This window comes from Leptospira kirschneri serovar Cynopteri str. 3522 CT, assembly GCF_000243695.2.
Taxonomy (GTDB): domain Bacteria; phylum Spirochaetota; class Leptospiria; order Leptospirales; family Leptospiraceae; genus Leptospira; species Leptospira kirschneri.
In genome coordinates, this window is sequence record NZ_AHMN02000013.1 from 190,980 (window position 1) to 213,507 (window position 22,528).

The following is a 22,528-nucleotide window of genomic DNA, read 5'->3' on the forward strand; positions in this document are numbered from 1 at the left end:
TCCTAGATTCGCTCAAATTTTCTTACGCTGAATTCACATGATTGATGTTTAAACGATTAGCTACCTTATTGTATAGTTCTGAGTAAGACAAATTTTGATAAAAACTCAAAATACATGCGTAAACTAGAATATAAGAAAATTAAGAAATAAATCCTGAGTTTCCCGAGAACCTAATTTAGAGAAACGGAAACAAAAAAGTAGATTAAAATATTCAATTACAAAAGGTATTTTTTCTGTAAGTTGTTCGTTCTTACTCTTCCGAAAATCCTTTGTTGTCTAACTGAGAGTTGATTTTTCGGATTAGAGTACGTTGACGGAAAATGGAAAAAACCAAAAATCCGCCAAGTAGTAAGGCGCCTATTAAATAAACTTCATTTAAACTCTTTAATCTTTCGTGTTCTTCTTCGATCGCTTTAATACTTTCCAAATGGGAAATTAGAAAATAGAAGTTGTCCGCCTTGGACCATTCTTTTTTAGATTCTTCTCGGATTTGACTGATTAAGACCGCAGCTTCTTCTTTTTTCATTTTTTGAAGAAAAGGAAAAATCCGATCAAGGTCAGAATTGAGATATTCTTTTGCACTCATTGTGGGTTTGGAAGTTGTATCCGCAAAAGCGTTATTTGTTGGAATCAAAACGAAAAAAATCAATAAGGAGAAAAGAAAAGTTCTAAAAGTAGTTGGATTCATTCAAAAAAGCCTAATTTATTTTTCCATTCTTTGGTATATGGATTTCTATAATGGACAAGATAGATTCCGATTAAAATTGCGAAAACACAAAAGAGAATACTACTCGTGATTAAAATAAAAGCGAGCATACCGGTCTGTATCAAAAATCCAAGATCCAGAAAAAATAAAACGGATAGAGGAGAAAATCCAAGAAGGAACAGACCCGATAATATGATTTTAATATGACGTACTGGAACTATGTGTAACATTACTCTGCGCTTTAAGTCTGGTGGAACGGGAGTATTTGTCTGAGAATTTAGAGTTTCGTCTTCGAAAAAGTGAAGTTTTTCCTCGAGTTCCGCCGGAACGAAATCATTCTTTTTTTTCATTGTTTAACCAATCTTTCATGATTTCTTTACCTCTAAAAATATAACTCTTTAAAGTGTTCATTTTCAAGTTTAATTTTTTAGAAATTTCTTTGTAAGACATATTTTCAAAATAGTGAAGTGTAATCGGTTTTCGATAAAGTTCTGGTAATCTTGCCACTAGGTTTCTAATCTTCTCCGAGTTTTCCTGTTTTAGAAATTTTGATTCCTGTTCTGAATAAATTTCGCTTTGTTTTTCCTTTTCGTTTTCTGCCAAAATAAGCGCGTCTAACCCAGAGATTTCCGGGTGTTCTTTACGGTATTTTCGAATAATTTCATTACGAGCGATTACAAATAACCAAGTAGAGAATTGAGATTTGCCTTGAAATGTAGATAAACTTTCAAAGGCTTTTAAGAAAATGTCCTGTGTAAAGTCTTCGGCTTCGGTCTCGTTACGAAACGCTTTGATCGCTTGAGAATAAACCAAACCTTGATAACGATTCATCAACAATTCAAAGGAATTGAAATCGCCGTGTAAAACTTTTTGAATACAGTCCCAGTCTTCCTGGTTACATAGGATAGGTTCCCTCATCAGGATCGGGAAAATTTATAATAACAGAGTAATCCGAGACCGGTTCCAAGCGGGACAAGTCCGCCGAGCATTGCAAGTGATTGTCCTAAAACAGAAATGAATCCGATGGAAAGTGCAATTCCTACAAAGGTAAGAATCAAACCTAAAAAGAAAGAATAAGTTCTAAGATCGAAAGTTTCTTTTTTATAAAGTCCTGCTTTGATAATTTCGATTCTTTGTCTATACCACCAATAAAAAACAAAAAATAATAAGGCAGATCCGAATACAATTCCAAAGATAGGAACCAAGTAGAGAACCACTTTGTAATCGGATCCGGAATTGGAACTTTGATTCTGAAGATGTTTCAGAATCAAATCCAGGGTTTCTAAGAGTTTAGCTTTTTCTTCCGGATTCATCTTACAAGGACTGCCGCTTTTTTATTTTCGGCTTTAGTCTTGAAATAAGGAATTCTTTCTTCGATTCCAGGACGATTGACTAAGGATTGATACCATTCTTCTTCTTGAAAACTCTCCTTTAAAAATGAACTACGTATTTCTTCTTGAAATAAGTTTTTGATAATCTTCATTGTTTTTTACTTCCTTTATGATTGCAATATTAGAAAATTTTAATTTTCTATTGGAACTATTCCGAAATTTAACCATTCACAATTTTATTTTATGTATGAGTTCCCACACTTCGGATCAGTTTTTTAGAAAACGATTCAAAGTTACTTCTATTTTCATTTGTTATAAAATCGGATGGTTTTCTATTTGATCGGCCGATTTTATGTCTTATTAAAATGATCGGCAGATAGTAAATTTTTCAAGAATCATTTTATCCACAATTTCTATGGCGCATACTAGATGAAGAAAAAAATACTTTTAGGTGTTTATTTCAAAATTTTAAGGAAAGTTATACAATAGAATGTTTAAAACTCTGTCTTTAAACGGGACTTTTTCTTAAAATTGGAACTTTCAAAAATGTATTATGCAAATTATAATTGGTCGAAAAGAACAGAATTTGTAGGAACTCATATAAATTATGTCTTATTTCTATGGGTTTACTGGTTTTTAAAATGTTACTCTGCTAAATAACGTGAGTTCGGAGTAAGAATTTTCTAAAAGTATGAGTTCCTACAATTTTGGAATTTTTTCATAAAATTGTGATTTGTGGTAGTTCCCACATTTTAGGAATCGATCTGTAAAGTCCAGATTCCAACTTTTTTCAGAATTATTGTTTTTTTACTTCGGACTCGCGTTAACTATATACGACGGTTTTGTGGGAACTACAGCAGTTTATTAGAAATTTCTAAAGGATTATTTGTTTATACTTTTTTGAGATTTAGAGGCATCCCTTAATTCTTTTTTGAAAACTTACGAGAGGGATCAAAAAAGGGCGGACCGCTTAAATTCGGTTCTACAAAAATAGGTTTTCTGTTAAAGTTTGCGTGTTCTCTCAGAAAATTTACGATGATTCTTCCGGTGGCTCCCCAAAGTAACCCTTCTTTTAAATCAAAATAATAAATTTCTATTTCATTTGCGCCGGACCTTCGAATTCGAATCGAATAAAACGGAGAACTTTCCAAAAGATTTAGATCCAAAAGAATAAAACGTTCCACTTCTTCCGGGTTTGTATTAAATAGAAAAGATCCTTTGTAACGCGCGATAAACGGAGAAATATGAAATCCGGTAAAAGTAAAAATTCCGTGATATTCTCCTAAAACTTCCAGAAAAGAACTGGATTCACCCATTTCTTCTTCCCATTCCCGAAGTGCGGTATTTAAAAGATTTTTATCTTTTGGAGAATAGGCTCCTCCCGGAAAAGAAATTTGTCCTGGATGCGCTTTTAGATTGGAGTTTCTTTTTTGAAGTATGATTCCTTGACTAAAATCTGATTCTTCATAAATGGAAAGAATGACTGACGAAGCCCTGGATTTTTCTTGTCCGATCGGTGGAGCTGGAATTCCTATAAAATTTTCCTGAGGTATTATAAGTCGCTCTTTGAGTGATTGAAAATCCAACTGCATTTTTGAATTATATTCAAATATTAGAATTTAGTTATTCGAATTTCTTATTAATCGGAACTAGACCTTTGATGTTCGATTCGTAAGGTACGTTTTCTAAAGCCGCTAATATAGATGGTCCGTAGTGTATCACTTTCCATTCGGAAAAAAGATTCATTTCCCTCAATTCGTCTAAAGTTTTTGGATTTTTTTGAGAGAGTTCTGCGATCATTTTGTTAGAAGGCATCATCTGATGACTCATTCTTCGTATCGACATGATTGTCTCCCTCCAAATTCTCAGACGTTTGAAACGTTCTCCTTCTTCGTTGGTCAGGTTTTCTCCCGGTTTTTTAAAAAGCTCTGACTTTTGGATTGGGGGTCCGCTCGGATTTGTATAGATCTGAAAAAGTGTTTCCGCGTCTTTTTTACCTACAATTTCGGTTAACTTGTTCATATCTCTTCTTGCTTTCACGAGTAGAACTACTTTCTCATTATTGAATACTCGAAAAGGCGCTTTGTTTAACTTTCTGGATTTATCGTCTCTGAAAACTAACGTGTCGTATATAAATCTTCTTTCGTCTGCACTATATTCCAAAATTTCCGGGAATTTATCCATAGAAATCGAATTTCCTTCAGGTCCTGGTTCTTCGGAAGCGATCTTTTCAAATTCAGAAATTGCTTCTTCGTAAAGATTTCTTTTGATAAGCTCTTCCTTCATTTTCGCCCAAATCGTTTCCAGATAAACGGTATCTAAGGCCGCATATTGAAGTTGGCTTTTTTCAAGAGGTCTTTTTTCCCAATTGGACTTTTGTTCTTTTTTGGAAAGTTTAATCTTGTGATAGTAATCTACAAGATACGTTAGGGAATATTGTTCATGATCCAGAAGACGGGAACTAAATCCTGTATCCGCGATATTTTGAAATTGAAAACCGAAGTCTTTTTTGAGGGCTTTAATGTCGTCGATAGCAGAATGAAATATTTTTAGAATTTTTTTATCTTCGAATAAATTTCCAAGACTTTCTAAATTTTGTAACTTTAAAGGATCGATGATGTAATTTTTTCCTTTAGCGGAAATTTGAATCAGACATACCTTAGAAAAATACGTATAATAACCTGAGGACTCCGTATCTACGGAGATAGAATCCGCCTGACTCAGATTGATAAGGACTAGTTGTAGGCTTCGAGTTGTGTCAACGACTATGTAATCGGAATTTATTTGCATGAAAAACGCAACCTGAGATTTTAAGCTTAAGAAGGCAGAGAATGAGTCGAATTCCCGATAAATCCAAAATAAGAAGACAAGCCCAGGATGACAAACCAAAAGAGGAATGTGCGATTTTTGGTATATTTAATTCATCGGAGGCTTCTAATTTTACCTATTTAGGTCTTTACTCGATGCAACATCGGGGTCAGGAATCGAGTGGGATCGTTTCTTCAGACGGGGAACATTTATATCGTTATGCTGGAATGGGTCTGGTGGCTCATATTTTTACGGAAACTAAGTTAAAGGAACTACAAGGAAACGCGGCTATCGGTCACAATCGATATTCTACGACTGGAGCCTCTTTTTTAAGAAACGCTCAACCTCTTCGAGTGGAATCTCACTTAGGAGCCGTTTCTTTGGCTCATAATGGAAATTTGGTTAACTCTTGGGAACTTAGAAGTCAGCTCGAAAAAGAAGGAAGTATCTTTCAGACTACGATTGATTCCGAAGTAATCGTTCATTTGATGGCTCGTTCCGGAGAAACGGATTTTCTTTCGGCTCTTTCTTCCGCTCTTAAAAAAGTAAAAGGCGCTTATTCACTTGTAATTCTTACAAAAACCCAATTGATTGCGGTCCGAGATCCGAACGGGTTTCGTCCTTTGGTGATGGGTCGTCGAGAAGACGGATCGGTTGTGTTTGCTTCGGAAACCTGTGCGTTTGATATTACGGATACGAAATATGAAAGAGATGTAGAACCGGGCGAGATGATCGTGGTTGATAGAAATGGAATGAATTCTTACTATCCGTTTCCAAAAGCTTCTCCGAGTCTTTGTATTTTTGAATATATCTATTTCGCAAGACCTGATTCTAGCATCTTTGGGGAATCGGTTTATAAAGTTCGAAAGAACTTAGGAAGATTTTTAGCCAGAAAATTACCCGTTCCAGCGGACGTAGTCATTCCAGTTCCGGACTCTGCCAACATAGCCGCGTTAGGTTATGCGGAAGAATCCGGAATTTCTTATCAATCCGGTTTGATCCGTTCTCATTACATTGGTAGAACTTTTATCGAACCAGATCAGAAGATTCGGGATTTTGGAGCTAAGATCAAATACAACGTGGTTCGAAACGTAGTCGAAGGAAAAAGAGTGATCGTAGTTGACGATTCGATTATGAGAGGAACTACGAGTCGAAAAATCATCAAAATGATTCGAAACGCGGGAGCTAAAGAAGTTCATCTCAGAGTTTCCGCACCTCCTACCATATCACCTTGTTATTATGGAATTGATATTCCGACTCATAACGAATTGATCGCTGCAACGCATACGATCGAAGAAATTCGAAAGTATTTAAGAGTGGATAGTATCGCTTATCTTTCCGTCGAGTCTATGAACCGCGCCGTAATGGATCATAAAGGTGGGGGATTTTGTAACGCGTGTTTTACGGCTCAATACCCAGTGGAATTTCAAAGCGAGCTGGGAAATCAGAAAAGTCTTTTTAAAGAATATCAAGTGGAAGAAAGAGCCGTTTATTGAGTTTTTTATTCGCTCAGATTTTCTTTCTCTGAATTCACATGATTAAAGTATAAACTATTAAATAGCTGTTTTATTGTCTAGTCATGAGTAAAGAACTGTAAGTACTACAATTTCTGCGGGAACTCATACAAAACCTAACGACTTAAAAAGCAGCTGGAAGCACTAATTATCGAGAGAGACTGTTTTTGTGGGAACTACCATTTTCACGTTTTGTTAAAAACTTGCGAAATGGATTTTATCTGATTTCTTTTAAAGTTTGTTTTGGGGTAATTCTTTCCGAACTTAATCTTACGACGGAGCGTTTCAAACTATCTCTATGAAACTTAGAATACGACAAATCGACTCGTTTGCAGAAAAAGTTTTTCAGGGAAATCCAGCCGCCATTTGCCCATTGCAGGAATGGATCTCGGACGAATGGATGCAAAAGATTGCGTCGGAAAACAATCTGAGTGAAACCGCCTTTTTTGTACTCGAAGGAGAAACGTATCGGATTCGGTGGTTTACACCTTTAAGCGAAGTGGATCTTTGTGGTCACGCTACTTTGGCCGCTGCTTATCATCTTTTTCGAGAAGGTGAAGTAGTGGGAGACAAGTTAAGTTTTCAATCCTTATCCGGAGAATTAAACGTATTCAAAAAAGAGAATATTCTTTATTTGGATTTTCCTTCTCGAAAACCCGAAAAAGTGGAAACTCCAAGGGAAATTTTGAATTCATTTTCAATTTCTCCTAAAGAAGTTTTTAAATCCAGGGATTATATGCTCTTGTATGAAAATGAAAACCAACTTAAAAAATTAGAATATTCCGTGCAGGGAGTTAGAGAGCTGGACACGTTAGGAATTATTGCCACTTGTGTGGGAAACGGTTCTTACGATTTTTTGTCTCGGTTTTTTGCTCCGTCTGTGGGTTTGTATGAAGATCCTGTAACCGGTTCTGCACATTGTACTCTCATCCCATTTTGGTCCGAGCGTTTGGGTAAAAAAGTAATGAGAGCGTATCAAACTTCTGCTCGAGGTGGAAAACTTTTTTGTGAGGATTTAGGAGAAAGGGTTCGTATCGGAGGAACTTGCGTATCTTACCTGGATGGGTATATTGAAATATAAAGAAATTCTTAAGTAATTTCACTTTTAAGATGTTTATGTTTAAAAAGAAGCTCTTTGATGAGGTTTTTTTCCGACCTTCCCAAAATTTCTTTCTCTTCAAAAATTCCCAAAATTTCCATTGATATTTCGAGTTCTAAAACGGATAAATCTCCGAACAAGGATTGGTGATTGAGTTTTCCCGATTTGTATTTTTCAAGAATTGCATGTGAGGATTCTATGATTTGTTGTTTTCTCAAAACCAGTTCTTCCATAGTAGATAGGATCAAAAAAATTTCCGGATCGTCTTCGAACAAACTTAGAATATGCTTATAGATTCCGGGGATTTGAATCGGTAATTCGTAAATTCCGTCTTTAAGAGAAAGATAAAGTTCCTTTTCTTCTTCGACATTTAAACCCGCCAGATTTCTTAAATCGGAAACTGCTTCTGACGGTAAAACGGTTAAAAATTGAGAAGCGAATTCAGGATCTTTTGCTTCTTTGAGACAGTAGGCGATAAAACTGCATATTCTTTCGGATGATAAGGAACCCCAATATGCATTTTCTCTTAAATCCAGAAAAGACGCGTTCTTTTTTAGGCTTTTTCTTTCGTCTTCGGTTTGTTGATATATATTATATTCGTAAATTATAATTTTATAGAGTAATTTATTGCTGAACGAGTCTATGACTTCTTTTACTTTTTCGGGTTCTATGATGGAAAGAAAATAGATTAGAATTTCTAAATAAACCCTTCCTTTGGAAATGAATTCTTCCAAAACAAATGGAAGTGCCTGTAAAAATGCGGAAGCTCCTACGTTAATCCCTGCTTTTCCTTCCGCAAAAGCGTTCATTTTTTCGCCTGCGATACAGAATTCTCTAATTTCAGAACTCCATTCGTTGTGAAGTAGATTTTGTCTACAATTGGCAGGACACGGCTCTCCAAGTGAGACACCGATTTTACAGCGGGTTTTAATTTCTTTATCCAGGCAAATTTCCACGTTTAACGTACTAGGTCCCCACAATCTCTCATTTCGGGAGCATAAGGATTTTGAATTTTAGTTCCCTGACTTACCCAAGTTTTATTTACCATAGGGCAGTAGAAACGATTGAAAACTCCGGTTCCCCCCGCAAGTTTTAGACTTTCCGCAAGGCTTTCGGAAAAAGAAGAATAGGCTTGGAAAAATTTTTCTACGTCTTGTGTCTCTTTATCTTTTAAAGAATTTTGCATTTTTTCGGCCGGAGATTTTAACCCTCCGTTTAGAGAAATGAGTTCTACTACACGGGCCATTAATTGACTCGTGTCTGGAATTTTCTCTTCTTCCTTCATGAGAAACTTATGAATGGATTCGTTTTCCATAAGAATTTGCTGTAATATATCTTTTTCCTGTTTCGTCACAACGGGATCGGGTTTTTTACAGGACGAGAAAAAGATAAGAATACCAATTGCTAAGATTAAAAATTTTTTCATTCTTCCCAATCTCCAAAAAAGAAATATAAACTTAAGTCTATAATTCCTGAAAAAATCTGGGTGTAAATACGGAATCGTTTTTGATCTAAAAAATACGTTTCTTGAAAAAGAGTTTGTGGAATTTCTTAAAAGACGGTCCTTATCTTTTCAAGTATTGAAAAGAAGCAAATCGTATCAAAATTATTCAGAATGACAAGTTACTATCATAATCCTTTCTGGTTAAAGAATTGATTAGAAGTTTCTCAAAAAAGACTTACAAATCTTTCGGAAAGTATTTAAATACAAAATAGTAACTTTTTGAAATTGTATCTGTATGATGTTTTTTGAATGGTTTCTTTTACGGAAACGGGTTGCGAAATCGTCCTGAAATTGATCGTATTAAAAATAAAAAATTGAGGTTTTGATTTAATGACGAACTTTTATACGAAACACGTTTTTGTATGCGAAAACGTAAGGGCCGAAGGGGAAAGGGTTTCTTGTGGTCGTTCTGGTTCGATTCAATTATTAGCTTCTCTCAAGAAAAAAATGAAGGACCTTTCGATCGAAGGTAAAGTTCGAATTCAAAGGGCGGGTTGTTTAGATCGATGTGAGTTAGGTCCTGTTCAAGTAAGTTATCCGGAAGGTAGATGGTTTTCTTTAAAAACCGAGGAAGACGTAGATATATTCTTAAAATATTATATACAATCAGAACAGATGGAAAAAATACAACATTTGATTATCAAGGAAAACTAATGAACCTTCCAAAAACGTACAAAGCTTTAGAACTTAAGGAATACAGCGAAAATCGTAACAGAGCCAGCATTGTGGAAAAAACGATTCGTCCTTTGAAAAAAGGGGAGGTTTTAATTCGTATGCACTCTGCTTCGATCAATCCTTCTGATTTGATGTTTATGAGAGGTCTTTACGGAATTAAAAAGAAACTTCCAATCGTTCCCGGTTTTGAAGGAAGTGGAAACGTGGTTTCTTCCGGCGGGGGATTTTACGCTTCTTATTTAAAAGGAAAAAATGTAGCTTGCACGGCTTCTGGTAGAGGAGACGGGGTTTATGCCGAATATATGATTACAGATGCATTCAATTGTCTTCCGATCGGAAAGGATCTTTCATTAGAACAGGGGGCTTGTTTGTATGTGAATCCAATTACTGCGATTGCAATGGTGGAAAGAGTACAAAGTCTAGGAGTTAAGGCTTTGGTCCAAACGGCCGCGGCAAGCGCTTTAGGAAAGATGGTGGTAGGAATTGCGGCTCGTAAAGGAATGAAAGTGATCAATATTGTTCGTAAACCGGAACAAGAAGAGGTCTTAAAAAAGATTGGTGCGGAATATATTCTAAATTCAGAATCTTCTAATTTTGAAAGACAACTTAGAATTCTTTCTAAAGACTTGAATGCTACAGTATGTTTAGATGCAGTTGCGGGAGAATTAACTTCCAGAGTTTTATTAGCAATGCCTTATGGAAGTAGAGCTATTGTGTACGGTGCGCTTTCTGAAAAAGAAATTCCAATCCATGCAGGAATGATGATATTTCAAGACAAGAAGTTAGAGGGATTTTGGTTGTCTACTTGGGTTCCGCAACAAACCCCGTATAAGATCTGGAAACTTTCAAAGGAACTGAGATCCTTGGCAAAGAAGGAATTAAAAACCGATATAGCTTCTCGATTTCCTTTGGAAAAAGCGGTCGAAGCGATCGAACACTACGCCGTGAACATGACCAAAGGAAAGGTATTGATTCAAACTTCGTTTGCGGAAGGGAATTAAAATTTTGAAAAATTCTAAACTTCATTGGATTTTTTTATACTTAACTTTGGTTTGTTTATATTCTTGTTCTAGTTTACAAGAAAATTATAAAGCGCTTCAAAAATGTAAATTTCAGGTTTTATCCTTAGAAACTCAAAAGGCGGAATGGATTTCTTTTCCGTCGGTTCCGAAGGTCGTTTTTTTAACAAAGATTGAAATTGAAAATCCTAATGAAACTGAGGTGACCCTTTATAAGTTTGATCTTTCTTTTATAGTTCCGGATAATTTCGAAAAAGAATTCTTACTCGCTAAAGTACAATCCGAAGAAAAAATTATCATTCCGGCTCTTCAAAAGAAAACTGTAGATTTGCAAGTAGAAACACTTTTTGAAAAAAAGATGGATCGTAATCTTTTACAAGTCGTTTTAGGAATTCTGCAAGCGGGGTTGGTTGGAAAAGAACTTGAATTTAAAATTCAAGGAAACTTTGAATATGATACAATTTTTGGTTCGGTTCGAATTCCTGTAAACGAGAAGATTCCTCTAAAAATGGGAAAAAAGAAAGGTTTTGAAATTTAAAATGATTCTTGCGGTTTGATCTTTTTTGAATTTGCTCCACAAGCTTGGAAACTCGCACAAATACATGAAACTATGATTTTAATCTTAAATTTTTGCATGAAATCGCTGTTTGGCGATTTTAATTCAGTTTATTAGAAATTCCTAAAATAACTAGAAAATGTATGACACAAAAAGTTCGATTCAAAACAGAAATAAAAATCCGATCAGCGGTTTTTATTTCGGCGTTGTTCTTAAGTATTGGATGTTATCAGAAAAATACAGATGCGGATTTTTATTCGTTTGAGGATGCAAATACTAAATTAATTTCCGCGTATGAATCAAAAGATGTAATTTGTAATACGAACCGAAGACTTACCGCGTTTGTTCCGGGGCGTTCTAGAAAAAAAGATATCGATCTTTGTGTGAATGCAGTTCTTGCTGTAAGTTGTGAATCTTGGGCTTCTACTTCTATTGATGCTACTCCGACTACGTGTAAGTCAATTGAGTTTAGATATTGAGGCAGTAAAATGAAACCAGCAGAATGGTTTTTTGTATTGAGCCTTTTATTTGCGGGTTTGATTTATTTGTTTCTTCTTTTTGTAAGAAGAAAAGAAAAGAGCGCTAGTAATTCGATCGTAAAATACTCACTTCCTAAAGGGGATTTAAATTCTTCCATCAGTCGAATTTCCGATCCAGAAGATAGTAGAAATTCTAAAATGAATGTTTTAGAAGTATTCGACTATAATGGAATTAAAATTATGCACGAGAACGGAATTTATACCGTAAACACAGGCGGTGAAATTGAAGTTTATGGTTCTTGGCAGACCCTTCCTTCTCGTTATCAAAGAATGGTCAAAGAGATGGATCACAGAGCCACCGGCGAAAAAAAAGCAGGGAAATATTATATGGAAATTTTGAATGGAGTCTACTACGTGATTTTCCCAGACGGAAAAAAACATAAATACAAACGTTTCGAAGATATTCCCGAAAAAATCCGAAAAAATTTAGGTTATTAGAACTATATAATAGAATTCCCAATACTTTATATTGAAACAAGGTTTTACGAGATTAAAATTAGTATTAGAGTTGTTGAAAAATTCCATAGTGGCGTTTAACAAAACTATTTCAATTGCTCGTTTCCATGAAATAGAAACAGATGGAGAATTCATTTTTCAACAACTCTATTACTTAACGTAAGCAGGTGTAAGAAAACCGGGGCGAATCCGACTTGCCACAGGCAGCCGGCCCGGCTCTTTAGCTCTGATCAATAAATTGCATAGAGAAAATTTAGTATATTAAAATAATATAATTTTCTATATATGAAAAATGATGAGCTTTTCTAAAATTTTTTTAAAATTAAAATCAAACTTAATTGTGGTTCAAAGAATAGCTGAATCGAGCCACAAAATACACACTTTCAAGGTAAATGTTTTTGAATCATTTCCTTACAGGAATTGGAAAGAGAGGATTCGTGATTCATCAGACAGCGTAAAATTCTACCGCCGCCCGGAATTACAAACTTACAGAATTTACTTCTATCTTCGGAACATTCTTCCGAACTTTTTCTAATTTCTTCTTTTTTGAGTTTTAGCCAATCCGAGCAAGTAGTCGAAAGATCCGATTCTTTTTCCATCAAACATTGCATTTGAGATAAACGATCTTCGCTTTTACGATGACTACAGAAATTTTCTGCGTCTTTAGAACAAGGAGTAGTTTTCGAATTTGATTCCGCGAATAGACCTGACGTACAAATGAAAGCGAACAGGACTGATAAAAAAAGAAGTTGTAAATGTTTCATATTTTCCTAAATTTAAATATTCTAATAATCTTATGTATTCTTATTCGACTCGAATTGCTCTCGGAAAAGTGGGGCAAGCACTGACGCACTGACCACAACCGGTACAGTTTTTGGAAAACGAAGGTTTGTTCCCTTTAAAATTCACTACTCCTTCGATGGGACAACTGTCCCTACAATTAGAACAAGTGGATTCTCCAGTTTTAGAATTGATACAATATTCAAAAATTCCTTTCGCCTGACCAAATTTAGGTGCACCTTCCAAAGGAAACAGAGCACCCGTTTTGCAAGAATTGACACAAGGCCAATCCTTACAAAGCATACAAGCATTTAGATTAACGTCCATTCTAGGAATATGTTTTTCCGAAACCTCGTCGAAAACCGGAAATAATACGCTGTAAGGACATGCGTAAATACAATCTCCACAACCTGTACATTTCTGAAGAAACTCTATTTCGTCTAACGCTCCTGGAGGAAGCTGAACGTTTCGGATTTTTCTTTTTCGATTGGGTTTAATTTGTTCTGGAAGAAGAAACTCCGCTTGTTTTTTAACTTTTTTAGTATTTGTTTTTTTAGGAGCGGGTGACGTGGTTTCTTTAGAAACGATTTCTTGAAAACCGGAAACGAGTTCTGTCGCGTTTTCCTGAGCGAAGTCTAACACTCTCGCCAGTCCTTTTTTAAAAAAATCTTTTCGGTTCAATCTGCGTTTACTCTTTCGATTCTTGCACCTAACGCACGTAAGCGGGTATCTATGTTTTCAAAACCTCTATCGATCTGACCTATATTATGAATATAACTTGTACCTTCCGCACAAAGAGCTGCTATGATCATTGCCATACCAGCGCGAATGTCTGGGCTAGCTACTTTTTGACCGTAAAGCCTAGAATGACCGATAACGATTGCACGATGTGGATCACAAAGAATAATTTGCGCTCCCATTGCGATGATATTATCCACGAAAAAAAGTCTAGATTCGAACATTTTTTCGTGAATCAAAACAGTTCCTTTACATTGAGTAGCGGTGACTAACGCGACAGAAGTCATATCCGCAGGAAAACCAGGCCAAGGAGAATCGTCTATTTTAGGAGTTGCGCCATGATAATCCGGAATGATTTCCATCTTCTGATCGGAAGGAACTAAAATTCCGTTTTCATGCGGACGGACTTCGATTCCAAGACGAGAATAAACCATTCGAATCATACGGATGTCTTCCGGTTCTACGTCTCGAATCATAAGTTCTCCGCCGGTGACCGCAGCCAAACTTATAAACGAACCCACTTCTAAATAATCCGATCCTATTTTGTGTTCTTTGGCGGGAGGTTTTAAAGAAGTAACTCCTTCGATCGTAAGAATGTTAGAACCAATTCCTGAAATTTTTGCTCCCGCAGAATTTAAAAAATGACAAAGTCTTTGTACATGAGGTTCGCTTGCGGCGTGACGAAGGATTGTAGTGCCTTCTGCAAAAACCGCAGCCATTACCGCGTTTTCTGTTCCGGTAACGGAGGCCTCGTCCATAAGTATGTCCGTTCCTTTCAGTTGATCCGCTTTGATTTCGTAACCGTCTGGAAATACTTCTATACTTGCACCTAATGCTTGTAATGCGAGAAGATGGGTGTCTAATCTTCTTCTTCCTATTTTGTCTCCACCGGGTTTTGGTAAAAAAACCCTTCCGGTCATGGCAAGAATCGGACCTGCTAAAGTGACCGCACCTCGAATGCGAGAACAAAGCTCTTCGGGGAGTTGGTTTTTTAGATTTCCGTGGTGTTTGAAAAGATAGGTTCCTGGTTCTTCTTCGTTGATTTCCATACCGAGATGACGAAGCACTTCCATAAGCATAAGTACGTCCGAGATTACGGGGATGTTACTAATACGAACGGTTCCCGGAACCATACAAACAGCGCCGAGTAACGGTAATGCTTCGTTTTTATTTCCTTGCGGAACTACGGTTCCATGAAGAGGGGTCTTTCCAATGATCTTAAAATACGAAGATCTCATAGTGATAAACTGTAGGATAGGTTCTTTCTGGCAAATCGAAATGTTAGGAGAATGTTATTTTGAATCGTTGAGTTTGGCTTTTAAAATGGCTTCGGGTATCTTAAATTTTTATCGTTCTAAGTAAAATGTTCGGTCTATTTAATTCGATAGAATCTAAAAGGCAGTTCTTGTTGACTTCTATTTCTAAAATCAAGATAAACGTTTTATTCATGGATACATTACACCATCGTTTTCAACAGTTTCAAAAAACAATCTGGTTCAACATATTCTGTTATCTTTGGACTGGAATTTTTTCTTTTTTAGCGTTTGCACCTGTCTCTCTAACTCATTTTGTATGGATCGCACCTTTTGGATTTTTTTGGTTGAGTTTAAAATATCATGGAAGGTATAAAAAATTATTCTTTCACGGATTGATTGTAGGAGTTGTTTTTTATGCAATTTCTTTCCATTGGATCGTACACATGGCGATTACTTTCGGAAATTTTCCGTATGTGGTTGCAATTCTTATTCTTTTATTTGCAGGTCTATTATTCGGTTTAAAGTTTCCGATTTTTATGATGAGCTTTTCTTTTCTTTCGGGAAAGATAGGACGTCATTCTGTTTGGGTTGCGGGCTTTTGTGGGCTATTGTCTGAGTTGATCGGACCACAATTGTTTCCTTGGTATTGGGGAAACTTAGCCGCTGGAAATATAATTCTCGCGCAGAATGCGGAAATTACGGGAGTTTATGGAATCAGTTTTTTAGTATTCATAGTTTCTTATACACTTTTTCAATCTAATCCTTGGCACTGGAAGGAAATTATACATTCTAAGGAAAAAAGAAAACAATATTTTCGTTTTGTTACGTTACCCGCTCTTTTACTTTTGACGTTTATTGTTTCAGGCGTTTTTCTTTTTAAAAAGTGGGAAAATGTAAAACCGGTTAAATCTTTAAATGTACTCGTTGTTCAGCCGGACGCTCCTTTAAGTTTTAGGGATGGAAGAGAAGTTAAAGAATCCATCGAGGCTTTGATGGCTCGGATCGAAAAATTGACTGACGAAGGTGTAGTAAGAATGGGAAAAAAACCGGACCTTATCGTATTACCCGAAGCGGGAGTTCCGTTTTTTTCCGCTCACAAAACGGAAATAACTACGAAGGTTCGTAGAATGTATTGGGATCGATTTGATTCTTTGATGTTTTTACTTGCCAATCGCTACAAGGCGAACGTATTTTTTAACGAAATTGATGCAGGATTTAAAGGAGCTCCTAGCCCCCGTAATTTAAGATATTATAATAATAATGTATTATATGATCCGAATGGAGATCGTAGAGATTCTTATCAAAAGAAATTTCTTTTGATGTTCGGAGAATATATGCCTTTCGATTTTTTGTATGAGCTCAGTCAACAAACCGGAAGATTTGAGCCGGGATTGACTCATAATCTGATTCGATATTATACACCTATAGACAAAAACAAATCTCCTAAGGGTTTACATTTAAATTGGCGTGATACGGAAAATTTAGGTCACGAAGCGGTTCGTTCTTACTATGAAACTGCAAAAACAGAGGTTTCGGAGGCTGGAAAGTTTCTTCCTTTGATTTGTTATGAGGTAATTCTTCCGGAATTTGTTAGAGAATTTAGAACTGCCGGAAATCCAGAATTTATAGTCAATCTTACCAATGATAAATGGTACGGAACAACAACGGAAAGTGATCAACACATGGAACTTGGAAGATTACGGTCTATCGAGTTAAGAAGATGGATGGTTCGTTCTACCAATTCTGGAATTTCCGCAAATATAGATCATCTCGGTAGATTTGTAGGAGATAAAAAAACAGGATTGATGACGGCGGAGGCGCTTTTTGAAACGGTAGACGTAATTGATTCACCGCCTACATTTTATACTCAGTATGGAAATCTAATTCCTTGGTTGATGCTTTTTTTAACTGGAATTTATTACCTTAATCTTTTGATCGGAATCCGAAGAGGAAAGTCCTCCTAATTGAAAAATTCTTTTAGGAAAAATGGATTTGAACCTATTCGTATTTTGTTTAAGCGCACATAAATCTGAAGGTTCGTTTTTTAGGGTTTGTTTAGAAGGAAATTTGAATCTAAAAAAAGAGCGAATATTTTATATTATAAACTAATAAATGTTAAATGAGGTCAAATATCCGTTTGTTCCAAAATCCAATCGATCTTTGATCCCAGGTCAATTTTGGGTAATTCCGTTGAATAACGGGAAATTTGCCTGTGGAAGAGTCATCGAAGTTCATCCTTTTGAAACGAAAATGTTTTTGGCAGGTTTGATGAATTGGATTGGAGAAGTCGTTCCAAAAGAAAACGATTTGGCTGGAAAACAAACTATAAAACAAGGTCAAGTTCATATTAAAACAATCCATCAAACCGGATTGAATGGAATGATAATCGGGTATAGAAATTTATCTTTGGATAAAATAGAACCGGATTTTTTCAAATCTCAGGATGGTTATCAGTCGGGAACTTCTAAATTGATGAAAGGATATCAAGAAATCCGGCCTTTGACAAAAGATGAATCGGATCTTTATCCCACTTTTTCTACTTGGGGTTATGATGTGATTCGTGTTCTGGCGGAAGAATTGTCAGTATCAAAGAAGATTTAAAATTTCTTCACTGCTCGGAGTTGTATAATAAAGTATTAATAGTCAATAAATTGCATGGAACATTGTACAACAATCATCTATAGTTTCAATTGATTATAGAAGCGAAACGCTGAGTCCTCTTGCATCGATCCCTTCACATTACTTACATGAAACGATATTTCGTGATAAACATTGAAATACTCAATTTTATAGGGATGAGTAAAATAGAATTGTTGAAAAATTAATTTTCATTTTATTGAAATGATTTCGTTCAGATCAACTATTGAACTTTTTAATAATTCTAATAAACTTTAAAGTATTTTAAATAAGGATGTTGTTCTAACGTTTCAAATGTGGGAACTCATATAAACTTAAACTTTACTTGTATAGATCTTTATAAAATTCAAATATAAAGTTTTCAATGTGTAAATTCTCTTTAAAGAAACGTAATTTGTGGGAACTGCGTTTTTATTTTGAAATGATTTTGAAGAACCAGTTTAGTTTGGTATTTTTTTATGAAGATCTTGTCTCAAAACCTTAAAGAATTTTACGCGATCATTTTTTAGAAATTTTTAATAGAGTTGTTGAAAAATTCCATAGTGAAGATCGTAAAATTGCTTCAATTGTCCATTCAATCCAATACAAACAGATCAAGAATTAATTTTTCAACAACTCTAATAAAATACAGTAGTAGTTCCTACATTTTTGTGAAACTCAATGCATCGCTTCTATGGTCGCTCTGCAGGTCGCATTTAACAATTTGTGAACTTTCAAGTAGTTCTAATGTCGTTCAATTTTTATAGTAGTTCCCATATTTTTGCGAAACTTAGTTTCACGGGTCGTTTAAAAAACTTAGCGTTTCGCTTTTTGAATTCAATAAATCACTTTTTATGAAAGTGTTTTCAGATCACGATCTATTTTAACTATAAAATTTGTGAATTGTTAACCATAGGGAGTTATTGCGTTGAGTATTTTTATTCGCCCAGACTTTCTCTATGAATTCATGTTATTTAAAGTGTAGGGACTATCACATTTTACAAAAAGTTTATCTTCAAAATGATAGGAACTCCTCTTACAAGTTTGAGATTTCACATTGAAACCTTAAGAATGTAGGAACTTTTACTTCTAGAAAATTCAACCTTTCCAGATTAGTAATTCAAAAACTATCAAATCATAAAAAGTAAGAGATACTTAAAGTATTACTTACTTATAGGTGAAAATTTAAATATTCGTTTATGCTCAATGAATTAGAAAAATTTTTCAAAATATTAAGATTTTCTAATTTTATAAAAATAGGCTCTTATGCTTAATTTTTCGATTTTTAAGGATTAAAAAATATAATAGTTTTAATCTTTCGATTTTACTTTTAAGTAAAATTAATTTTTGGAACGTTAAATTAACGTTAGTTGAAATTTAAATGCTGTAGTTAAAAAGATTTATTCTGTATCAAATATGTAAAAAAATAATTATATTTCAAATTTTTGAAAAAAATGAAATCCAGCCTGTTAAAACATCAAAGAATACGATAAATATGAATCTTTTATGTTTTTTAAGTCATTGGTGTTTATGTATTAGATTCAAGGTTTCTCGTAATTTTAGGAGTAAATCAAAGATTATGAAGATTAAATATAAATTTGCGATCTTATCAGCTTTTACGCTGGTATTCGTTGCGTGTTTAGATAAGTCATCTGGTAACGACAGTGCGGTTTTAAGCGGATTGATTTCGCTTATTTCTAACGAACAAGGATGTGTTGGATTGGATTGTTCAAAGAATCGAACGTTAAGAAGTAATCAACTTCAAAGTGGACAGAGTTTACAGGCTGCTTTTCCGCAAGGTTATCTTCCGTATATCTTTGCAACATCGTCTTTTGGCGCTGTTCACAATGGAAATTTTGGAGGAATTTCGGGAGCGGATGCGTTTTGTCAGAACAATATTCCTTCGAGTGTGCCTAGTACAGGAATATACAAAGCAATGATAGTGGATGGAGTCAATAGAGTGGCTACTACGGTAGGCCCGAATTCCACAGTAGGACAAGTAAATTGGGTGTTCCAACCGAATCAGCAATACCGTAGAGCTGATGATGGTGCGATTGTAATGACTACCAATGGTTCCGGTATGTTTGATTTTTCAAATGGTGCAAGATTGGAAAATTCGTTTGCACTTAAGGGGGAGTCAGGTCAGTGGACTGGTTTAAATTCGAATTGGACTACTTGGACATCCGGAGGTGTACCGATTACTTGTAGTTCTTGGAATAGTTCTGCTCTTAATCTTTATGGACTGTTTGGAAGTTCGACTAGTACAGATTCAGAAATTCTTAAAGCTAGCGCTTCGACGGGAGGAAACTTTACAGTAACTTGTGCTAGCGCTGGCTCAGGTTATGGTCCGTATAAATTAGGTCTGGTTTGTGTAGAACAATAAGAATAAATTATAATTTTAGAATATTTTATTTTGTAAAAATATTACAAAGTCAATTTTCTGAAATTAATTTAGATAGCGGGACTTAAAAACCCCCGCTATTTTTATTTTTTAGGTTTATGTTTTTTGAATATTTATTTGAATAAATGTGTGTTTACATGAGTTTGACGTAAGAAAAATCGGGGCGAATCCGGCTGCCATAAACAGCCGGACCGGGCTCTCTGCTCTGGTCAATAAATTGCATGCAGAGAATGTTATACGATTTATCGCTTTAAGTTCCAATTTATCGACCCCGCATCGATCCCTTTCGCGTTAATTTACGGTAAATAAAAAAAGTTTGATTTAACTTTGTTTATATTTTGTTTAAACAAATATCAATTTGGTTAATTAGAATTATGGAATTTTCAAAAAATATCATATTGAATGAAAAAAACATTATTTTTATCCTTATTGCTAATTCAAATTTTTTCTAAGAATTTACTATCATAGGCAGAGGGTATTCTTACGATCGAAAAATTACCGGATTCGGAATACTTTATAACCACCTGAGGGCTATCGTTTTGACGATAATCTAAAAAGTGGAATTCAAAAAGAACGTAAGGTTTCTTTGATTATTGATAGAAAAAAATATTTGTTGGATCACAAAAAAAATATAGTAGAGTTTTTGAGAAATTTTATAGTGAGGATCAATAAAACTGCTTCAATCGACCGTTTCATGAAACAGAAACTAAGTGGCGAATTCATTTTTCAACGACTCTAGTAATTGTTCCAATTGATGTTCTTATGGTTTTTATAATTTAAAGTTGAATACAGATTTTTATTTTTGATATAAAAGCTTACTGTAAATACAAATAAAAATGGTACTATAAACGAATGATTTATTTTTACCAAAAATAACTAAGAGGCCGTCTCAAAAAAAAGACCTCTTTAAAACTTTTGTTCTTTTAGAATTTTATGGTTTTTGAAACAAGCTCTTTAAGGATTGATCAGATAATACGAAAGGATTCCACTAAAAGTTTCCAGAGAATCAGAGGATAAATTTTTACCGGGGCACTGAACATTCAAATCTGCTAATGAATAAATTTGGTAAGGTTTGGCAAAGAACAAACGAATAAAAAAGCGAAGAACGGAAGAAATATTAGAAAGAACGTAAATACTACCCACCGATTGTTTGCGGATGATTTCCGCAGAACAACCATCCTCAAAATAAAATTTTTCTTTAAGAGGAAGATCATAACCAGAAAAAGGTTCTTTTTCCGTATCCAAAACTTCAAATTTTATAATTCTACCGGAAAGAATCGTTTTTCCTTCTGGATTTAAAAGCGCCGCCGTTCTGAAATAACCTCCCGGAAAAGAATCGTTTCCTAAAAAACCCCCCGTATAAAAACGAAACTCTTTTGAGTTGATTGATCGAAATAATTCCCATCTTTTACTATACTTGTATACTTCGTAATTTGTAAGAAGATGTTCTAAACCGCCGGTTCCTAAAAGTTCTTTTTTTTTGCCGTCTTGGATCAAATAACCCCATACGGATTGAAACGAAAACGCCATGTCGGCTTGAACAAAACCGCCAGGTTCTTTGACGGTATGTTTACCCCCAGAAAGAGAAACACCTTGTTTTAAATCGGATTTAAAAGATAAGAATAATTTAATATTCTCTACGTCTTGTTGGATTTCAATTCCTTCTGAATTGAGGGACATACGATTGTTCTCAATTTTGAGATCGAATTTACCTTTTTCTGCGGATAATTCTTTAACGGAAAATTCTTTCGTAACAAATTTAGTGCCTTCTCCTAAAGTATGTATCACTAAACTGATTCCGCAGTTTTTAGTTCCGGGTCCTAAATTGCTTATTAGAAAAGTTGCATAGATAAAAATTTTATCGTCTCGATAAGAATAGTTCCAAGCTTGAAAATAACCTTCTTGTGTATAAGGTTGAAAAGTATAATCTTTAAGAGTAGCCCTTTTCAGAGATGTGGAATCGTCTGCTTTGAGAGTTGAATACGATACGAAAAAAAACAGAAATAGGGTTAGAAATCTAAGAAGGATCAAGATCGAATTTTTTTTCGAGTCGGCTTGATTGAACATTCCGAAGATCCTTTTGCTTCAGAAAAAAATGATCAAGCAGAATCTTTAGCGTTTAAAGTTTTCATTTCGTTTTCTTGGGCAATAGAACAATGTTTTTCATAAAGATCTCCGATACAGGGAAATTTAAAAACAAGGTGATCGGTTTTTCCTTCCATCAAAAAACGTTCTTTGGCTTCTCCGATTCCGTCTTGATGAATCCAAGATTCAAATTGGTCTTCGACTTTAAGAAAAATTACAAACTCGTGGTCGTTTCTCTTTTTGAGAAATACTTCGAAATTTTTCACCTTCTTTTGAACCAACTGAACTCTTATTTTCTGGCCTTCATCCAGTTTTGAAAAATGAACTTTTGGAATATAGAATTCGTTTAACGTCGATACGATCTTTACAAAGTCGTCTTTTTTTGAAATGAGTTTCATCCATATTCCCCGGTTTGGATCGATTGTGTTTTTCATTTTTTCCTCTT

General features: G+C 35.0%; 24 protein-coding genes and 1 pseudogene. 11 read left to right on the forward strand and 14 right to left on the reverse strand.

All coding sequences use genetic code 11. The annotated features are described in order from the left end of the window. Positions 1-250: 250 nt before the first annotated feature. The 5 genes from LEP1GSC049_RS210810 to LEP1GSC049_RS2000000227600 are packed head-to-tail and all read right to left on the reverse strand — an operon-like array spanning position 251 to position 2,189. Positions 251-688, reverse strand: a complete 438-nt coding sequence (locus LEP1GSC049_RS210810; RefSeq protein ID WP_004755660.1) for a hypothetical protein — start codon at positions 686-688, stop codon at positions 251-253. Further along, entirely contained in the window at positions 685-1,056 is a 372-nt protein-coding gene (locus LEP1GSC049_RS210805) for a hypothetical protein (protein ID WP_004755554.1), read from the reverse strand. The genes LEP1GSC049_RS210810 and LEP1GSC049_RS210805 overlap by 4 nt, the downstream gene beginning before the upstream one ends. Beyond that, the gene (locus LEP1GSC049_RS210800) at positions 1,040-1,624 is read right to left on the reverse strand and encodes an RNA polymerase sigma factor (RefSeq protein ID WP_004755665.1); all 585 of its coding nucleotides are present in this window, start codon (positions 1,622-1,624) and stop codon (positions 1,040-1,042) included. Before LEP1GSC049_RS210800 ends, LEP1GSC049_RS210805 begins: the two co-directional genes overlap by 17 nt. Then, the gene (locus tag LEP1GSC049_RS210795) at positions 1,624-2,019 is read right to left on the reverse strand and encodes a hypothetical protein (protein WP_004755611.1); all 396 of its coding nucleotides are present in this window, start codon (positions 2,017-2,019) and stop codon (positions 1,624-1,626) included. Before LEP1GSC049_RS210795 ends, LEP1GSC049_RS210800 begins: the two co-directional genes overlap by 1 nt. Further along, positions 2,016-2,189 (reverse strand): LIMLP_16695 family PerRB-regulated protein, encoded by a 174-nt coding sequence (locus LEP1GSC049_RS2000000227600; RefSeq protein ID WP_004755685.1) that lies wholly within the window; start codon positions 2,187-2,189, stop codon positions 2,016-2,018. The genes LEP1GSC049_RS210795 and LEP1GSC049_RS2000000227600 overlap by 4 nt, the downstream gene beginning before the upstream one ends. On the opposite strand from LEP1GSC049_RS2000000227600, the gene LEP1GSC049_RS210790 reads away from it, so the two are divergent. Then, positions 2,189-2,377, forward strand: a complete 189-nt coding sequence (locus LEP1GSC049_RS210790; protein ID WP_004768247.1) for a hypothetical protein — start codon at positions 2,189-2,191, stop codon at positions 2,375-2,377. The two genes, LEP1GSC049_RS2000000227600 and LEP1GSC049_RS210790, sit on opposite strands and share 1 nt — an antisense overlap. A gap of 580 nt (positions 2,378-2,957) precedes the next feature. Here the strand turns inward: LEP1GSC049_RS210790 and LEP1GSC049_RS210785 are convergent. Together LEP1GSC049_RS210785 and LEP1GSC049_RS210780 are read right to left on the reverse strand one after the other, a co-directional pair. Continuing rightward, on the reverse strand, positions 2,958-3,629 hold the full coding sequence (locus LEP1GSC049_RS210785; protein ID WP_004764331.1) for an NUDIX hydrolase: 672 nt from the start codon (positions 3,627-3,629) through the stop codon (positions 2,958-2,960). Between the two features lie 31 nt (positions 3,630-3,660). Next, positions 3,661-4,827, reverse strand: coding sequence for a ribonuclease D (locus tag LEP1GSC049_RS210780; RefSeq protein ID WP_004757152.1), 1,167 nt, complete (start codon positions 4,825-4,827; stop codon positions 3,661-3,663). Between the two features lie 41 nt (positions 4,828-4,868). Here LEP1GSC049_RS210780 and purF point away from each other — a divergent pair, with 41 nt between their 5' ends. Further along, positions 4,869-6,341, forward strand: coding sequence for an amidophosphoribosyltransferase (gene purF, locus LEP1GSC049_RS210775; RefSeq protein ID WP_016561037.1), 1,473 nt, complete (start codon positions 4,869-4,871; stop codon positions 6,339-6,341). 316 nt (positions 6,342-6,657) lie between these two features. Continuing rightward, entirely contained in the window at positions 6,658-7,440 is a 783-nt protein-coding gene (locus LEP1GSC049_RS210770) for a PhzF family phenazine biosynthesis protein (protein WP_004757261.1), read from the forward strand. A gap of 8 nt (positions 7,441-7,448) precedes the next feature. Here LEP1GSC049_RS210770 and LEP1GSC049_RS210765 read toward each other — a convergent pair whose 3' ends face one another. Further along, positions 7,449-8,438, reverse strand: a complete 990-nt coding sequence (locus tag LEP1GSC049_RS210765) for a hypothetical protein (protein ID WP_004755636.1) — start codon at positions 8,436-8,438, stop codon at positions 7,449-7,451. Continuing rightward, positions 8,417-8,884 carry an LIC13259/LIC11441 family protein gene (locus LEP1GSC049_RS210760; RefSeq protein ID WP_004762831.1) on the reverse strand — a complete coding sequence of 156 codons (468 nt, stop codon included), beginning with the start codon at positions 8,882-8,884 and terminating at the stop codon, positions 8,417-8,419. Before LEP1GSC049_RS210760 ends, LEP1GSC049_RS210765 begins: the two co-directional genes overlap by 22 nt. A 408-nt stretch (positions 8,885-9,292) precedes the next feature. Here LEP1GSC049_RS210760 and LEP1GSC049_RS210755 point away from each other — a divergent pair, with 408 nt between their 5' ends. The 5 genes from LEP1GSC049_RS210755 (at position 9,293) to LEP1GSC049_RS210735 (ending at position 12,189) form a co-directional block, all read left to right on the forward strand. Next, positions 9,293-9,616, forward strand: coding sequence for a (2Fe-2S) ferredoxin domain-containing protein (locus LEP1GSC049_RS210755; RefSeq protein ID WP_004755570.1), 324 nt, complete (start codon positions 9,293-9,295; stop codon positions 9,614-9,616). Further along, complete coding sequence (locus LEP1GSC049_RS210750; RefSeq protein ID WP_004755640.1) at positions 9,616-10,638, forward strand: zinc-binding dehydrogenase; 1,023 nt, start codon at positions 9,616-9,618, stop codon at positions 10,636-10,638. Before LEP1GSC049_RS210755 ends, LEP1GSC049_RS210750 begins: the two co-directional genes overlap by 1 nt. A 4-nt stretch (positions 10,639-10,642) precedes the next feature. Beyond that, a complete protein-coding gene (locus LEP1GSC049_RS210745) occupies positions 10,643-11,194 on the forward strand; it encodes an LEA/WHy family protein (protein WP_004755642.1) in 552 nt (183 codons plus the stop codon). A 161-nt stretch (positions 11,195-11,355) separates the two neighbouring features. Further along, positions 11,356-11,691, forward strand: coding sequence for an LIC13255 family lipoprotein (locus tag LEP1GSC049_RS210740; RefSeq protein WP_004755605.1), 336 nt, complete (start codon positions 11,356-11,358; stop codon positions 11,689-11,691). Positions 11,692-11,700: 9 nt separating this feature from the next. Continuing rightward, positions 11,701-12,189 carry a hypothetical protein gene (locus LEP1GSC049_RS210735; protein WP_004757170.1) on the forward strand — a complete coding sequence of 163 codons (489 nt, stop codon included), beginning with the start codon at positions 11,701-11,703 and terminating at the stop codon, positions 12,187-12,189. 401 nt (positions 12,190-12,590) lie between these two features. On the opposite strand, the gene LEP1GSC049_RS0206945 is transcribed toward LEP1GSC049_RS210735, so the two are convergent. Genes LEP1GSC049_RS0206945 through murA form a run of 3 tightly spaced genes read right to left on the reverse strand, consistent with a single transcriptional unit; the run spans position 12,591 to position 14,963 of the window. Continuing rightward, positions 12,591-12,971: a hypothetical protein gene (locus LEP1GSC049_RS0206945; protein ID WP_004760225.1), complete on the reverse strand. Its 381-nt coding sequence runs from the start codon at positions 12,969-12,971 to the stop codon at positions 12,591-12,593. Between the two features lie 40 nt (positions 12,972-13,011). Continuing rightward, positions 13,012-13,668: a 4Fe-4S dicluster domain-containing protein gene (locus tag LEP1GSC049_RS210730; RefSeq protein WP_004757275.1), complete on the reverse strand. Its 657-nt coding sequence runs from the start codon at positions 13,666-13,668 to the stop codon at positions 13,012-13,014. Then, positions 13,665-14,963: a UDP-N-acetylglucosamine 1-carboxyvinyltransferase gene (murA, locus tag LEP1GSC049_RS210725; protein ID WP_016561031.1), complete on the reverse strand. Its 1,299-nt coding sequence runs from the start codon at positions 14,961-14,963 to the stop codon at positions 13,665-13,667. Before murA ends, LEP1GSC049_RS210730 begins: the two co-directional genes overlap by 4 nt. A 167-nt stretch (positions 14,964-15,130) precedes the next feature. Between murA and LEP1GSC049_RS210720 the strand changes: the two genes are divergently transcribed. The 3 genes and pseudogenes from LEP1GSC049_RS210720 to lenF all read left to right on the forward strand — a co-directional run. Next, positions 15,131-16,945: an apolipoprotein N-acyltransferase gene (locus LEP1GSC049_RS210720; RefSeq protein WP_016748352.1), complete on the forward strand. Its 1,815-nt coding sequence runs from the start codon at positions 15,131-15,133 to the stop codon at positions 16,943-16,945. 148 nt (positions 16,946-17,093) lie between these two features. Further along, entirely contained in the window at positions 17,094-17,582 is a 489-nt protein-coding gene (locus tag LEP1GSC049_RS210715; protein ID WP_002732428.1) for an immunity 26/phosphotriesterase HocA family protein, read from the forward strand. Positions 17,583-19,176: 1,594 nt separating this feature from the next. Beyond that, positions 19,177-19,977, forward strand: a pseudogene (gene lenF / locus LEP1GSC049_RS210710) (endostatin-like outer membrane lipoprotein LenF); the annotation flags it as partial. 975 nt (positions 19,978-20,952) lie between these two features. Here lenF and LEP1GSC049_RS210705 read toward each other — a convergent pair. Then, positions 20,953-22,065 carry a hypothetical protein gene (locus LEP1GSC049_RS210705; protein ID WP_004757167.1) on the reverse strand — a complete coding sequence of 371 codons (1,113 nt, stop codon included), beginning with the start codon at positions 22,063-22,065 and terminating at the stop codon, positions 20,953-20,955. A gap of 32 nt (positions 22,066-22,097) precedes the next feature. Next, positions 22,098-22,517: an LIC_13246 family protein gene (locus tag LEP1GSC049_RS210700; RefSeq protein WP_004755637.1), complete on the reverse strand. Its 420-nt coding sequence runs from the start codon at positions 22,515-22,517 to the stop codon at positions 22,098-22,100. Between the last annotated feature and the right edge of the window lie 11 nt (positions 22,518-22,528).